This window comes from Halomonas sp. AOP13-D3-9 (genome assembly GCF_052379125.1).
GTDB lineage: Bacteria > Pseudomonadota > Gammaproteobacteria > Pseudomonadales > Halomonadaceae > Vreelandella.
This window is the reverse complement of sequence record NZ_JBQSYH010000024.1, coordinates 31959-46799: the sequence shown is the minus strand read 5'-3', so window position 1 is coordinate 46799 and position 14841 is coordinate 31959. Positions and strand designations below refer to the sequence as shown.

16 protein-coding genes are annotated in these 14841 nt (G+C 55.6%); 12 read left to right on the top strand and 4 right to left on the bottom strand.

Translation table 11 applies throughout. The annotated features are described in order from the left end of the window. The first annotated feature begins 1 nt into the window (after nucleotide 1). Nucleotides 2–427 carry a hypothetical protein gene (locus tag ACT3UM_RS21740; RefSeq protein WP_498902137.1) on the top strand — a complete coding sequence of 142 codons (426 nt, stop codon included), beginning with the start codon at nucleotides 2–4 and terminating at the stop codon, nucleotides 425–427. Nucleotides 428–506: 79 nt separating this feature from the next. On the opposite strand, the gene nudE is transcribed toward ACT3UM_RS21740, so the two are convergent. Continuing rightward, on the bottom strand, nucleotides 507–1148 hold the full coding sequence (nudE, locus tag ACT3UM_RS21735) for an ADP compounds hydrolase NudE (protein ID WP_498902136.1): 642 nt from the start codon (nucleotides 1146–1148) through the stop codon (nucleotides 507–509). A 77-nt stretch (nucleotides 1149–1225) separates the two neighbouring features. Between nudE and yrfG the strand changes: the two genes are divergently transcribed. The 6 genes from yrfG (at nucleotide 1226) to ACT3UM_RS21705 (ending at nucleotide 7018) form a co-directional block, all read left to right on the top strand. Further along, nucleotides 1226–1918 carry a GMP/IMP nucleotidase gene (yrfG, locus tag ACT3UM_RS21730; RefSeq protein ID WP_498902135.1) on the top strand — a complete coding sequence of 231 codons (693 nt, stop codon included), beginning with the start codon at nucleotides 1226–1228 and terminating at the stop codon, nucleotides 1916–1918. Further along, nucleotides 1915–2304, top strand: coding sequence for an RNA-binding S4 domain-containing protein (locus tag ACT3UM_RS21725; RefSeq protein WP_498902134.1), 390 nt, complete (start codon nucleotides 1915–1917; stop codon nucleotides 2302–2304). The genes yrfG and ACT3UM_RS21725 overlap by 4 nt, the downstream gene beginning before the upstream one ends. 44 nt (nucleotides 2305–2348) lie before the next feature. Next, complete coding sequence (hslO, locus tag ACT3UM_RS21720) at nucleotides 2349–3224, top strand: Hsp33 family molecular chaperone HslO (RefSeq protein WP_498902133.1); 876 nt, start codon at nucleotides 2349–2351, stop codon at nucleotides 3222–3224. A gap of 300 nt (nucleotides 3225–3524) precedes the next feature. Continuing rightward, entirely contained in the window at nucleotides 3525–5081 is a 1557-nt protein-coding gene (locus ACT3UM_RS21715; RefSeq protein ID WP_498902132.1) for a phosphoenolpyruvate carboxykinase, read from the top strand. A 171-nt stretch (nucleotides 5082–5252) separates the two neighbouring features. Further along, nucleotides 5253–5750: a peptide-methionine (R)-S-oxide reductase MsrB gene (gene msrB / locus ACT3UM_RS21710; protein WP_498902131.1), complete on the top strand. Its 498-nt coding sequence runs from the start codon at nucleotides 5253–5255 to the stop codon at nucleotides 5748–5750. 53 nt (nucleotides 5751–5803) lie between these two features. Beyond that, nucleotides 5804–7018: an alpha-hydroxy acid oxidase gene (locus ACT3UM_RS21705; protein ID WP_498902130.1), complete on the top strand. Its 1215-nt coding sequence runs from the start codon at nucleotides 5804–5806 to the stop codon at nucleotides 7016–7018. On the opposite strand, the gene ACT3UM_RS21700 is transcribed toward ACT3UM_RS21705, so the two are convergent. Further along, nucleotides 7008–7868 carry a LysR substrate-binding domain-containing protein gene (locus tag ACT3UM_RS21700; protein WP_035577865.1) on the bottom strand — a complete coding sequence of 287 codons (861 nt, stop codon included), beginning with the start codon at nucleotides 7866–7868 and terminating at the stop codon, nucleotides 7008–7010. The genes ACT3UM_RS21705 and ACT3UM_RS21700 overlap by 11 nt on opposite strands. Nucleotides 7869–7989: 121 nt before the next feature. On the opposite strand from ACT3UM_RS21700, the gene ACT3UM_RS21695 reads away from it, so the two are divergent. From ACT3UM_RS21695 to ACT3UM_RS21675, 5 genes are all read left to right on the top strand, one after another. Beyond that, nucleotides 7990–8220 (top strand): DUF1127 domain-containing protein, encoded by a 231-nt coding sequence (locus tag ACT3UM_RS21695; RefSeq protein ID WP_050713691.1) that lies wholly within the window; start codon nucleotides 7990–7992, stop codon nucleotides 8218–8220. A gap of 80 nt (nucleotides 8221–8300) precedes the next feature. After that, the gene (locus ACT3UM_RS21690) at nucleotides 8301–10655 is read left to right on the top strand and encodes a Tex family protein (RefSeq protein ID WP_498902129.1); all 2355 of its coding nucleotides are present in this window, start codon (nucleotides 8301–8303) and stop codon (nucleotides 10653–10655) included. A gap of 130 nt (nucleotides 10656–10785) precedes the next feature. Further along, nucleotides 10786–12429 (top strand): glutamate--cysteine ligase, encoded by a 1644-nt coding sequence (gene gshA / locus ACT3UM_RS21685; protein WP_498902128.1) that lies wholly within the window; start codon nucleotides 10786–10788, stop codon nucleotides 12427–12429. Then, nucleotides 12426–12926 (top strand): disulfide bond formation protein B, encoded by a 501-nt coding sequence (locus ACT3UM_RS21680; RefSeq protein WP_498902127.1) that lies wholly within the window; start codon nucleotides 12426–12428, stop codon nucleotides 12924–12926. Before gshA ends, ACT3UM_RS21680 begins: the two co-directional genes overlap by 4 nt. A 27-nt stretch (nucleotides 12927–12953) precedes the next feature. Continuing rightward, nucleotides 12954–13832, top strand: coding sequence for an alpha/beta hydrolase (locus ACT3UM_RS21675; protein ID WP_498902126.1), 879 nt, complete (start codon nucleotides 12954–12956; stop codon nucleotides 13830–13832). A 175-nt stretch (nucleotides 13833–14007) separates the two neighbouring features. Here ACT3UM_RS21675 and ACT3UM_RS21670 read toward each other — a convergent pair whose 3' ends face one another. Together ACT3UM_RS21670 and ACT3UM_RS21665 are read right to left on the bottom strand one after the other, a co-directional pair. Continuing rightward, nucleotides 14008–14421 carry a RidA family protein gene (locus ACT3UM_RS21670; protein WP_498902125.1) on the bottom strand — a complete coding sequence of 138 codons (414 nt, stop codon included), beginning with the start codon at nucleotides 14419–14421 and terminating at the stop codon, nucleotides 14008–14010. Between the two features lie 11 nt (nucleotides 14422–14432). Further along, nucleotides 14433–14840 (bottom strand): acyl-CoA thioesterase, encoded by a 408-nt coding sequence (locus ACT3UM_RS21665; RefSeq protein ID WP_498902124.1) that lies wholly within the window; start codon nucleotides 14838–14840, stop codon nucleotides 14433–14435. Between the last annotated feature and the right edge of the window lies 1 nt (nucleotide 14841).

Below are 14841 nucleotides of genomic sequence, written 5' to 3'. Positions count from 1 at the left end.
GATGAAAGCTTCTGTCAAACACAAGCTGCTATACCAAGTGGGGGCTCGCTCGCTTGAAAATGCGGTTGAAGACGTTAAGCAACTTGCGGAAACCATTTGGTATAAAGGTTATCAGCCAACGTGGGCTGAGCTCGAAACACTCCGTTCCGTCGTGCCACTTGAGGCGTTTCAGCGTTCGCTCTGTGTGCTCGAATTGCTCAGCCAGTACCCTGTCTGTCGGCGTGATACTGCACGACATTTGCAGCAGTTGACCAGTCGATACCACCAACTGCTGGGGGGCGACGATGTACTTGCCCAAGGCAGATATTCTCCTAGCAAGCGATGGGGGCTGGCTGATACTACCATTTCGCTTCGCAAAGCACTGTTGCCCTTGCAAACACGGATCTATGCTGACGCTAAAGCACATCGACATGGTTTAAGTGCTTAATGGTATTTCCGGACTCCTCGTCAGTGACGGGGAGCCGCTGTTCTATTTATGACTACTTTCGTCAAAACCAACCAGTGTTTTAAAGCAAATCCGTCTCGTTATTGCGCTTCTCTTCCCGCAACCGGTCTCGGGCGATATAGAGTGCGGCGATGGCGCGGGCTTCGTGAAAATCTTCGCGCAACAGTAGGGCGGGTAGCTCCTCGATGGCATGGGTTTCCACAATTAACGGCTCGGGCTCATCTCCCGGTAGGCGCTTTGGGTAAAGGTCGGTGGCGAGAAGTACCTGCATGCGGTGGCGCATATAGTTAGGTGCCAATGAAAGCTCGACCAGCGGCTCAATACGGTGCGCGCCAACGCCGCACTCTTCCATCAGTTCGCGGTTGGCTGCGGTGATAATATCTTCACCGGGGTCGACCAGCCCCTTTGGCAGGGTCAGCACATAATCTTCAAACCCTGCGGCATATTCCCGGATCAGCAGCACATGGTCGGGATCGGGCATCGCCACCATCATCACCGCACCGCGATCAGCGCCGGTTAAGCGCTCAAATTGGCGCTCCTCGCCATTAGAAAAGCGCAAATCCAATGACTCAATCTGGAATAAGCGACTTTCGGCAACGCGCTTGCGCGCCAAAATCTGTGGCTTTTGCTGGTACCCCGAGCGGTTAACGTTGGCATCGTCAGGGTGATTGAAGGGGTTGTGCGTTGGCGGGAACGTCGACATAACAGTGGGCCTCCATGGCTGGTAAAAGGCGGTTACGCTACAATAGCACGCTTACTCCTAACGTGACTGGAGCGGCAATGATTGATTGGCGCGAGATAGACACCGTCCTCTTAGACATGGACGGCACGCTGCTGGATTTACACTTCGACAGCCACTTTTGGCTGGAGCATCTGCCGCGGCGCTACCGTGAGTTGCACCAACTGGATGAGGCCTCCCAGGAAGCGCTGCGCGCACGCATTATTAGCGGACAGGGCACCCTAAACTGGTACAGCCTGGCGTACTGGAGCCGCGAGTTGGGTGTGGATATCGTCGCTCTGAAGCGCGAAGTTCAGCACTTGATCGGTCTACGTAGCGACGCTCTGGATTTCCTCAAATGGCTCAAACAGGCCCACCCGAGGGTCGTGCTCGCCACTAACGCCGATCGCGCCAGTCTTGCCCTGAAGCTACCCCTCACCGGCCTAGAAGGCTACCTGGACGCTATTGTCTCTTCTGAGGACGTAGGAGCCGCCAAAGAGGAGCAAGCATTCTGGTTTGCCCTGCAGGAAATTGAGGCCTTTGATCCCGCGCGTACGCTGTTTATCGATGATAACGCCCGTGTGTTAGAGAGCGCTCGAGAGTTTGGCATTAAGCATTTGCTAGGCATTAAACAGCCCGACAGCCAGCGGCCTGAAAAAGAGTTACAGGAATTTATTGCCCTAGACCGCTTTGCGCATCTGCTACCCGAACAGCTTCCTCAACAGGTGTCAGCAACTCAAGGAGTGCCTAAATGAGTGACAGCGTACGCTTGGATAAATGGCTGTGGGCCGCACGCTTTTTTAAGACCCGCGCATTGGCCAAAAAAGCCATCGAGGGCGGGAAAGTGAATTACGACGGTGGCCGCGCTAAAACCAGCAAACAGGTGGAAATCGGTGCACTTATTCGCGTGCCCCAGGGCTGGGAGATATTGGAGGTAGAAGTATTATCCCTCTCTGATCAACGCCGCGGCGCGCCAGAAGCGCGCACGCTCTATGCGGAAACCGAAGAGAGCGTGCAGCGTCGTGCTAAAGAAGCCGAAATCCGGCGGCTTACCAACGAAGCGATGCAGCACCCCCTTAAACGCCCCGATAAAAAGCAGCGCCGCGATATTCAGCGTTTTCAGCGCCAACCGGGAGAATAATCCCGCGGCTTTAGTTACCCAGTTAAACATTAGGTTGCCCAATTATGTCCGATCAAATTCAACGCTTTATGTTCGATCACACAAATGTCCGCGGCGAGATCGTCACCCTGGCGGCCGCCTATCACGAAGTGTTGGATCGCCACGCCTATCCACCGGCGGTCAATGAGTTGCTAGGCGAGCTGTTAGCCGCTGTGGCACTGCTTACCGATACCGTTAAGTTAGATGGCACGCTGAGTATCGAAGTCCGCGGGCGCGGCGTCCTTTCACTGCTGATGGCCGAATCCAATCCCGGTGGCGAACTGCGCGCGATTGCCCGCATAGCAGAAGACGCCGCGCTGCCTAGTGAGCGTGCCAGCTTCCGTGAGCTGGTGGGCGAAGGCCAGATCGTGATTACCCTCGATCCCCGCGAAGGTAATCGCTATCAAGGCATTGTTGCGCTGGATCAAGCGTCACTGGGTGGCTGCCTGGAAGCCTATTTCAGCCAATCCGAGCAGTTGCCAACCCGTCTCTGGCTGGCCGCCGATGAGAAGCGCGCGGGCGGATTACTGCTGCAGCGGTTACCCGAAGAGTCACAAAACCAGGATGTGGATGCCTGGGATCGCAGCGTACAACTTGCCGATACGATCAAAACAGAAGAGCTGCTCGGCCTTGAGCAGCGCGAGGTACTGCATCGTCTCTACCACGAAGAGACCGTGCGCGTTTTTGAGCCCAAAGCACTGCGCTTTGGCTGCACCTGCTCCCGGGAGCGTATGAGCTACGCATTGCACTCTCTGGGCAAGGAGGAACTGCGCGATATTTTGCACGAGCAGGGGGCTATTGATACCCAATGCCACTTTTGCCACACGAAATATCACTACACAGCAGCGGATATTGAAACTTTGTTGGACGACCCCGAAGCGCCACCGCCCACGATTCACTAAGTGTGTAGTCGAAAGCGTATGCCAAAGCGTCTACCTGCCGTACTAGGAGCGCCATTGTATTCAATGATTTTGGCGGTTCTTGCAAACGGCTGTATGAATTCTTACTGCACTGCAACACAAAATGTAGTGTCTATGTAGTAGTTTAACTACAACATATTTGATCTTCGCCCCCGTTTCCTGGGGGCTTTCTTTTTGCCATAATGCGCCGAACTTCAGCGCGCCCAGCCGGTTTTGCAGTGGCTGGGATGACTTTAAGGCGTCGGTGACGCCCGGTAAATCGAGAGAAGCCCAGGAATCGACATGACCACGACTCAAGCCGCTCCCCAAACCCACGTTAATCTCAGCAGCGCCGAACTAATCGAGCGTGCAGTGGCACGTGGCGAAGGCCGCCTCTCCGCCAACGGTGCCTTGGTAGTCAAGACCGGCGTACGTACCGGCCGTTCACCGAAAGATCGTTATATCGTCGACGAGCCCTCCACCAGCAGCCAAATCGACTGGGGCAATGTTAACCAGCCCTTCGACGCAGGCAAGTTCAACGCCTTGTGGGATCGGGTCAATGATTACCTGGTCAGCCAAGAGCACTTTGTCTCTGAGCTGCACGTGGGCAGTGATTCCGCTCACTATCTTCCGGTACGCGTCACTACCGAAACCGCTTGGCAAAATTTGTTTGGCCGCACCATGTTTGTACGCCCTCAGGCCTACAACCCAGCGGTTAAAGAAGAGTGGACGATTGTGAACGCCCCAGACTTTGAGTGTGACCCTACTCGCGACGGCACCAACTCTGATGGCTGTGTGATCATCAACTTCGCCGACAAAAAAGTGCTGATCGCGGGTATGCGCTACGCCGGTGAAATGAAGAAAGCCATGTTCTCGGTGCAGAACTTCCTGCTCCCGGCCGCCGACGTGCTGCCCATGCACTGCTCCGCGAACGTTGGCGAAGATGGCGAAACCTGCCTCTTCTTCGGTCTCTCTGGCACCGGTAAAACCACGCTCTCGGCGGATCAGGCGCGTTTCTTGATCGGCGATGACGAGCACGCTTGGGGGGATGGAGTCGTCTTCAATATGGAAGGTGGCTGCTACGCCAAATGTATCGATCTTTCCGAAAAGAACGAGCCGGTCATCTGGAATGCCATCAAGTTTGGCACCGTACTGGAAAACGTGGTGCTGGACGACCGCCGTGAGCCTGAGTACGCCGACGATAGCCTGACTCAAAACTCACGCGCCGCCTACCCGTTAGAGCACGTTGAGAAGCGCGTAGCCGAAAACCTGGCGGGCGAGCCGAATGCCATTGTGTTCCTGACCTGCGATATGTCCGGCGTACTGCCCCCAGTGTCGATTCTTTCCAAAGAAGCGGCGGCTTATCATTTCCTGTCCGGCTACACCGCTAAAGTGGGCTCCACTGAAATGGGCTCCTCGGAAGGTCTCGCCGCCACATTTTCTACCTGCTTTGGCGCCCCGTTCTTCCCGCGTCCCGCCCGTGTGTACGCAGACCTGCTAATCAAGCGCGTCGAGAAAAAAGATGCCCAGGTCTACCTGGTCAATACCGGCTGGACCGGCGGTGCCTACGGTGAAGGTGGCGCTCGCTTCTCCATTCCGACCACTCGCGCCATTATCAGTGCGATTCAGTCCGGCGTACTTCGCGACATCGATACCAAACATATCGACGGCCTCAATCTACAAGTGCCGGTGGCCGTACCTGGTGTCGACTCCAGCCTGCTCGACCCGCGTGAAACGTGGCAAGATCGGGATGCCTACGACCGCCACCTTAAAGAGCTGGCGACCAAATTCGTCGATAACTTCAAAAAGTTCGAAGGCGTCAACGAAGCAATCATTCAGGCTGGACCTCAGTTAACCTGAAGGGCAACTGACCTACACGTTAGACGCTCTAAAAAATCACTGGATCGGTGTAAGTAGTCGAACGCCAGAACGACTAAGTAGTCATAAAAGATAGAAAAATGGGACAGCGCTATGGCACTGTCCCATTTTTATTGGCTACTTACCTCGCCAAGCATGATGGGAGCTACACCCATGAAAAGACGTCAATTTTTAGGTCTGGCAGGCCTCACAGGCATTGTAGGAGCGTTGCCCGGGATCTCGTTTGGCTTTCCACGCCTTGACCTGGAAGCCGCCCCAGGTCTGGAAAAACTGGAACTGAGTAAAGACGAGTGGCGCGAACGGCTTTCGGATGAAGCCTATGACGTTCTCCGCGACCATGGCACAGAGCCCGCCTTTTCAAGCCCTTTAGACAAGCAGTGGGGAGAGGGCGAATATCGCTGCGCTGGTTGCGATCTACTGCTGTTTACCAGTGAAATGAAATATGATTCCGGTACAGGCTGGCCAAGCTTTTTCGAGCACGTAGAAGGGCATATGCTCACCGAGCTGGATTTTAAACTGGTGTGGCCTCGTACCGAATACCACTGCGCCCGCTGTGGTGGCCATCAAGGCCATGTCTTTGAAGACGGCCCCGACCCCACTGGACTGCGCTGGTGTAACAACGGCGTTGCTTTACGCTTCGTGCCTGCTTGAAGAAGCGAGCATGATCGTTGGGAGCGATATAAAACAATGATTAGGAGCGTTGTGTGAAAGGAAAGCTTCAACAACTGATTGCTCAAAAAAAGCTCTCAGGTATCCATAATCTACACGACGTTGAGCGGCTAGCGCGTCGGAAGCTGCCCCGGCCAATTTTTGGCTATATCGACCATGTCGCCGAGGATGGGCGAACCCAGCACGCGAACCTGACCGCTTTTGATGAGTACTGCTTCTTACCTAAAGCGTTTGTTAACGTTTCGCAGATTGATCTGCACACCGAGCTCTATGGCAAACGCTACGCAGTGCCTTTCGGTATCGCCCCCATGGGGATCAGCGCACTGTCGGCGTATCAAGGAGACCTAGTGCTGGCAAGAGCCGCCGCCAAGCGAAATCTGCCCATGATCATGAGCGGTTCTTCGCTGGTGCCCATGGAGGAAGTAGCCAAAGTGGAAGGAGCCGATTGGTTTCAGGCCTACCTACCGGGAACGCCTGAGGGTATCGAAGCGCTGCTTGCGCGGATCCAGCGGGCTGGCTTTAAAAAGCTAGTGGTCACCCTTGATTACCCGGTACCGCCTAATCCCGATAATTTTCGCCGCTCGGGGTTTTCCTCCCCGCTGGAACCAAGCCTGCGTTTAGCGTTTGATGGATTGATGCGCCCAGACTGGCTGATTAATACCTTCCTGCGCACGCTGTGGAAGCATGGCATGCCGCACTTTGAGAACAATTATGCCGAACGGGGTGCCCCCGTCATATCTCGTCAAGCCGCGCGGGATTTTTCGGGGCGGCGCCATTTCGACTGGGGCTATCTCGATCTGGTGCGGCGCCTTTGGCCCGATACCTTGATCGTCAAAGGCGTTCTCAACCCTGAAGACGCCGTACGCGCCCACCAAGCGGGGGTCGATGGCATTATTCTTTCCAACCATGGCGCTCGCCAATTGGACTGCACGATCTCTCCACTGCAGGTGCTACCTGAGATTAAACGCCGCATTAGTGATATCCCCATTATGATCGACAGCGGTTTCCGGCGTGGCACTGATGTCATCAAGGCCCTGGCACTAGGCGCCGACTTTGTTTTTGTCGGTCGCCCCTTCAATTACGCGGCCGCCTGCGCAGGGCAAGCCGGGGTCGAGCATGTGGCTGATCTATTACAGCGTGAAATCGAGCGCAACATGGCGCTGCTGGGGCTGACCAGCCTTTCACAGCTAGACCGCTCCTGCCTTTATCAACCGACGGCAGGCGACTTACCTCAGCCAATTAAAGCCTAAACCCTTCAACAATATGCTCAGCCAAACTATCAATAATGGGTGACTGTGTAGAGGCGGTGCGCAGTAGCACGATGGATGATTCGGGTAATTCGGGAAACCCCTCTTTTACCCCCAATATCTGCATATCGGGGGTAACTAGACTGCGCATCCAGGCAGAAACAGCCAGCCCCGCCCCAACAACAGCTTGCAGCGTTGCCAGGCTTGGGCTGCTGTAAGCAATTCGATAAGCCCGGTCTGCGCGGTCAAGCGCGTTGCAGGCATGGCGGCGACAAAAGCAGGGGGCTTCAAATAGGGCAAGCGGTACCGGTGTCTGTAAATGGGTGCAGTGACTCTCCGCCGATACCCACACGGTCGCCTCACGCCTTAAGATGGTGCCAATCTCATCGCCTATCTCCCGCGTCATAATAATCAGATCCAGGCTTCCTTGCGGCTGCTGGGAAAGCACTGACGAGGGGGCGCAGTGGACATCCACATCCACCAACGGCCAGGCCTGGGAAAAGGTTTTCAGAATGCCGGGCAGAAAGCGCATTACATAGTCATCTGGTACGCCCAAGCGTACGCGGCCCACCATATCGGGTTGGCGCAGAAGCGTTAGCGCCTCTCCCTGCAGCGATAAAATTTTACGCGCATAGCCAAGCAGCGTGTGGCCTTCGCTGGTCAGTTGCAGCGGCTTGCTCTGGCGCACAAACAGCGGACGCTGAATAACGTCCTCTTCAAGCCGCTTGATCTGCATACTCACGGCCGATTGGGTGCGGTTCACCGTCTGAGCGGCGCGGGTGAAGCCGCCTTGGTCAACTATGGCAACAAAGGTACGCAGCAGCTCGTGATCGATGGTGGGTAGTGTGGCCATGGGTATCAATATTTCTGATGTTGTTTATAAAGAGTATTCGTTGGATTGATTGTAGGCGCTGTTCAATACTTCCTTCAACACTTATTCATGCCGCCGTATCTAGCGGCGAAGGGAGGTTGAAATGGAGCGCTCGTTACACTGCTTGCAAAACCAACAGTGCCAGTCGATTGAGAAACGGCAACCGAGAGTCACCTGGCGGGAAAGGCTCTATCGCTGGCAGCAACTGCGTCGTGAGCGTGAGACCTTGCGTCATTTAAGCGACGATATGCTTAAAGATATTGGCATTAGTCGCGAAGCGGTTCAGCGTGAATCACGTCGGCCGTTTTGGGACGACCACGGGTGGCGCCGCTAATGCCTCAAGCTATGCCAGCCGTAGCGGGTTTGTGATACCTTGTGGACACTTAAAAATGCTGCATGAGTTAGTTGCAATTTATGGATGTCAATCAGCGTATTATTTCCCGCCTAGCCACTGAGCTTGGCGTACGTCCCGAGCAAGTATCGGCTACGGTGGAGCTGCTGGATGGTGGCGCCACCGTGCCGTTCATTGCCCGCTACCGTAAAGAAGTCACCGGCGCGCTGGACGATATCCAGCTGCGCCAGCTCGATGAGCGCCTGCGCTACCTGCGTGAGTTGGAAGAGCGCCGAGCCGCCGTACTGGCCGCCATCGACGAGCAAGGCAAGCTAGACGGCCCGCTTAAAGCGAGCATTGACGCCGCCGAGACCAAGCAGCGGCTGGAAGATCTGTACCTGCCGTTTAAGAAAAAGCGCCGCACCAAAGCACAAATCGCCCGCGAAGCAGGGCTTGAGCCGTTGGCGGATGCGCTGCTTGCCGATCCATCCCTTGATCCTGACAGCGAAGCGGCGAACTATTTACGCCCAGCAGAGGGCGATATTCCCGCCATTGAAGATGCCAAGGCCGCCCTGGATGGCGCCAAGCAGATTTTGATGGAGCGCTTCGCCGAAGATCCCGAACTCATTGGCCAACTGCGTGAACGACTATGGCAAGAGGGCGAACTAAGCGCCCGGGTGCTGGAAGGCAAGCAGCAGGAGGGCGCCAAGTTCTCCGACTACTTTGAGCACGATGAAAAACTCGCCAAAGCGCCGTCCCACCGTGCCCTGGCCATGTTCCGTGCGCGCAATGAAGGGGTGTTAAGCCTGTCAATCCGGCTGCCCGGCGAAGAGGAGGCTCCCGTTCATCCCGCTCAAGTCACGATTGCCAAGCAGTTTGGTATCAGTGATCAGGGCCGCCCGGCGGATAAATGGTTGGCCGAAGTGGTGCGCTGGACATGGCGGGTAAAGCTCTACACCGCCCTGGAAACCGAGCTGCTGGGGCGTCTACGCGAGCAGGCCGAATTAACCGCGATTGAAGTGTTTGCCGCCAACTTGAAAGACCTGCTGCTGGCGGCACCGGCGGGTCAGAAAGTCACTCTGGCCATCGACCCCGGCCAGCGTACCGGCTGTAAAGTCGCGGTCATCGATGCCACTGGGCAGTTTGTCGATCACACCACTATCTACCCCCATGCGCCACAAAATCAGTGGAATGAAGCCTTGAGCGTGCTGGCTAAGCTGGTGAAACAGCACGGCATCGAGCTGATTGCGGTGGGTAACGGCACCGCCAGTCGTGAAACTGACAAGCTGGCGGGCGAACTGCTCAAAGCACTGGCCCCCGCACACCGCTTAAGCAAAGTGATGGTCTCTGAGGCGGGCGCTTCGGTTTACTCCGCCTCTGAGTACGCCTCGCGTGAAATGCCCGATCTCGATGTCACGGTACGTGGCGCGGTCTCTATCGGCCGTCGCCTGCAAGACCCGCTTGCCGAACTGGTGAAAATCGAGCCCAAATCCATCGGCGTTGGCCAGTACCAGCACGATGTCTCCCAGGTTCAACTCTCCCGCAGCCTTGAAGTGGTGATTGAAGATTGTGTTAACGCCGTGGGCGTCGATCTCAACACCGCCTCCAGCGCGTTGCTTTCTCGGGTAGCGGGGCTGAGTGCTGCGCTGGCCGAAAATATCGTTGCCCAGCGCAATGCCAAAGGCGCCTTTAAAAGTCGAAAAGAGCTGTTAGACGTCAGCCGACTGGGCGCAAAAACTTTTGAGCAGTGTGCGGGTTTCTTGCGTATCCATAATGCCAATAACCCCTTGGATGCCAGCGCCGTACACCCTGAAGCCTACCCACTGGTAGAGCGTATCGCTAAGCAGAGCGGCCGTGAAGTGCGCGGCTTGATTGGCGATAGCGCTGCGCTGAAAGCGTTAAAGCCAGCCGACTTTGCCGATGAGCGCTTTGGGGTGCCAACGGTCAGCGATATTCTCAAAGAGCTGGATAAACCCGGCCGCGACCCGCGCCCAGAGTTTAAAGCTGCCGAGTTCCGCGAAGGGGTCGAAACACTCAACGATCTCAAGCTTTCCATGGTGCTCGAAGGCACAGTTACCAACGTGACACATTTTGGTGCTTTTGTGGATATCGGTGTCCATCAGGACGGCCTGGTACATATTTCAGCGCTGTCGGATCGCTTTATCGACGATCCACGCAGCGTGGTTAAGGCAGGGGATATTGTGACTGTCAAAGTCATGAGTGTGGACATACCCCGCAAGCGGGTGGGGCTTTCAATGCGCCTGGATGACCAGCCAGAGGCAGAAAACGATGCTAATAAGCACGATGGCTCAACTAGAGATCAGCGGAAGGCCAACCGCAACCCGTCTCGGAACCAACGTAATAGCGCCAAGACCGACGAACCAGCGCCCATGGGCGCGCTGGGGGCTGCTTTGCTAAAAGCACGTGGCGGCAAATAGTCGCGCGCCTTGAAAAAATGATCGTTGCCGCCATATCCTGTTGTCTACTTTCGAACAGCGATGATGGCGATGCCACCTGACTACAACAAGGCCCGCTTACGGCGGGCTTTACTGACAAGGAGTGTTCATCTTGCCTGAACCACTCACTGTGCCATCTGCGCTGACCGCGCAAGTCGAGCGCCTGATCCCCGGTGCGCGCCTTGGTCGGTTGGGCCGCCTGCGTCGTGGACTTGAGAAAGAGGGGCTACGGGTTGATGCCAATGGCCACATTGCGCAAACGCCGCACCCCCACGCGCTGGGCTCCAAGTTAACCCACCCGCATATCACCACGGATTATTCAGAGTCACTGTTAGAGTACATTACGCCGGTTTATTCGCTGCCGGGCGAAGCGCTGTGCTTTCTTTCTGACCTGCACACCTTCACCTATCACCATCTTGAAAATGAGTGGATCTGGCCGGGCAGCATGCCCTCCAGGCTTTCCGGTAACGACAGCGTGCCGATTGCCGACTACGGCAGCTCCAATGTGGGCACCATGAAGCATGTTTACCGTAAAGGGTTGGACATGCGCTATGGCCGCATCATGCAGGCGATTGCAGGCGTTCACTACAATGTATCGCTGCCGGATGATATGTGGCACGCCCTGCGTGAAATGGAAAAAGCCACCAATATCCCGTTCAACGATTACCGCTCTACCCGTTATTTCGGCATGATTCGCCACTTTCGTCGCCATAGCTGGTTACTGCTTTATCTGTTTGGCGCATCCCCGGCCATCGATAAGAGCTTTTTGCCCGACGACAAAAAAGTGCCTGAAAAGCTGCACTCCCTCAGTGACGATACCTACTACGCGCCTTACGCGACAACCCTACGCATGTCGGATCTGGGCTATCAAAACAAGGTGCAGTCGCAGCTTAAAATCTGTTTTAACTCGCTATCTAACTACGTTAACACCCTTCGCCATGCCATCTCTTCGCCGTGGCTCGACTATGAAAAAATGGGCGTTCACGTGGATGGTGAGTGGCGCCAGCTAAACGCCAATATTCTTCAAATCGAAAACGAATACTACAGCGATATTCGCCCCAAGCGGGTCGCCAAGCACAACGAAACGCCCAGCCAGGCGCTCGAAGCACGCGGTGTGGAGTACATCGAAGTGCGCTGTTTGGATCTGAATCCTTTCGACCCTCTCGGCGTCACTGAAGAGCAGATGCGCTTTGTGGACACCTTCTTGATGTGGTGCTTGCTCAGCGACAGCCCATGGATATCCGACGAAGAGTGCGACCGTCTGGACGACAACCGTCGCTGGGTGGTTGAGCGCGGCCGTGATCCGGAGCTCACGCTGTTTAACCACGGTAAATCCACCTCGGTACGGGAATGGGGCGAGCAGATATTCGCAGAGATGGGAGAAGTCGCCCGCCTGCTGGATGCGGTCGAGGAGGGAACCCCTCATGCTGACGCACTGGCAAGCCTTGCTCCACGCCTGGCAGACCCTTCGCTAACGCCATCGGCACAAGTGCTTCAACGGCTGAAGGAGAACGGCGGCTCGCTAAGCGATTTGATGTTAAGCCTTGCTCAAGAGCAGGCCGCGCAATTGAAAGCCGAGCCGATGCAGCGTAGTCGCGAAGCGCTACTGGCCCAGTTGATCGAAACATCGCACCAGCAGCAGCACGATATTGAAGCCGCTGACAAAGAAACGTTTGAAGAGTTCTTACAGGTCTATTTCACTAAAGCACGTGAATCCCGCGCTCTGTCGGCGCTGCCATCTGAGGTTCGTCAATGATTTTGCACTCCTTTCGCTCGGTAGCCCTGGCCGGTTTAGCCTTCTGCGTTTTAATGATGGCGGTAGCCCTTGGGCTAGAGCACATCGGCGGTTATGAACCTTGCCCGCTGTGTATCTTTCAGCGCGTAGCGGTGATCGCCGCGGGCATCGTGTTTGCGATTGCTGCTATCCACAGCCCCGCTGGGCGTGCGGGTAAAGTCATTTACGGGCTGCTGTCACTGGTTGCTGTTGGCACCGGTGCCTTTATCGCCGGGCGCCATGTATGGCTACAAGGCTTGCCCGCCGATGAAGTGCCTTCTTGCGGCCCTGGACTCGATTACATGATGGATATCCTGCCCATGCAGGACGTTGTTGCCATGGTGTTAACGGGTTCTGGCGAGTGCGCCAACATCGATTTCTCCTTACTTGGCCTCTCGCTACCCGCCTGGACGTTGATTGGGTTTGCCATTCTGGCAATCGCCCCGCTGCGTATGCTGTTTTTAAAACAACGGGGCTAGCCGTGCGTTTGTGGTAAGGAGACTTACATGCTTTATCAACACTTTACGACTCAAGAAGAGATCGACCGCGCCTACGACCCGATGCTGGGTCGAGACCCGGCGGTGTTGGTAAAGGCGTGGCGTGAGCGTAGCGAAGCGTCGCGGGAGCTTCACCGTACAACGCTCGATTTATCTTATGGCCCCTCGCTGGCAGAACGCATGGATATCTTTCATGCCGGTGCGCCTGATACCAATAGCCCACACGCCCCCGTGCACGTGTTTTTCCACGGCGGCTACTGGCGCTCACTGAGTCACCGTGAATTTAGCTTTATCGTCGATGATTTGGTCAAAGCCGGTATCACGGTGGCAGTGGTTAATTACGCACTCTGCCCCCAGGTTCGTTTTAGTGAGTTAGTGCGTCAGGCGCAGGCCGCTGTGGCCTATGTTTACACCCATGCCGCTGAGCTAGGCGTTGACCCGGAGCAGCTGAGTATTTCGGGGCATTCGGCGGGCGGGCATTTATGCGCAATGCTGATGTCAACGGATTGGCAAGGCAGCTTTGGTCTACCCAACCAACTGATTCGTGGCGCGCTATGTGTGAGCGGACTCTACGACTTGCGCCCCTTTCCTTGGTCGTGGCTACAGCCCAAGCTGCAACTTAGTGGTCGTGATGTGCAGGAATTCAGCCCGCTATGGCTGCCGTGCCAAGTGGCTGCACCGATAAATCTGGTAGCAGGGGCCTTAGAGTCTGACGAGTTTGAGCGCCAGATGAGTTGCTATGCTGAGCATGTGAGAGAGCAAGGCCAAACGGTCACCCAGCAGCTACTCCCCAACGACGATCACTTCTCGATTCTTGAGCACTATCTTAACGATGGTTGTTTTGTTGAGTGGATTAAAGGATTTCACGATAGCGTTCCGCTTGATTAAAATTATGTAGATATGATGAACGTTCTCATCACAGGATCGAAATAGCCTGAAGCGGGGGTCTTTCGCCATGGATGGCGAAAGTAGCGCCCAAGGACGGGTTCACAGCGCCCCCGCGGAAGGCTGTTTCGATCCGGCGCACCTCTTTGTACTCTGCTAGAGGCACTTTTGATTGTCCTTAACCAGCCGGAATCACCGCCGTCGCTTCGATTTCCACCTTAGCCTGATCTTCCACAAGCCCTGCCACCTGAACCATGGTCATCGCCGGGAAATGCTTGCCAAGTACCTCGCGATAAGCGCCGCCCACCTCTTTAAGCCGTGCTAAATACTCCCGCTTGTTGGTCACATACCAGGTTAAGCGGACGATATGCTCAGGGCCTGCGTTGGCCTCTTTTAAGATCGCCACGATATTCTGCAGCGCCTGGTTCACCTGAACAACGAAATCATCACTTTCAAAGACCTGATCGGCATTCCAACCAATCTGACCGCCGACAAAAACCGTCTGGCCGGAAGCGAGCACGCCGTTGGCGTAGCCGATGGCCGGTTTCCAATGAGAAGGGTGCAAAAGCTGATGAACGTTGGCGTCACTCATGATGGCTATCCTTATAGGTTATCGACGGTAATGTGCTGGCGTATTGCCTCGGTCCATGGCATAGACTTACCGCTACTTAAATCCACAAATACGAGGGTTGAATCACTGGTTAGGCGCTTTTGCTCGCCGCAATAAGCGACGACCTGGATGGTCAGGCTGCTACGCCCCACGGACTGAACCGTTAACTTAAAGGTCAGCCGTTCGCCCAACCGGCTAGGTGCATGGAACTGCGTGTCGATAGCGGCAGTAGGCACACCCCTCCCGGTTTCCACATGCAACTGGTTAAAGTCGTGGTGCAGAACTTCCTCAAACCAATCCTCCACCACCGAGTTAATCATCTCGAAATAGCGGGGATAAAAAACAATTCCCGCTGGATCACAGTGCTGAAAACGGACTTTTCGCTGGGTAGTGAACGCCATT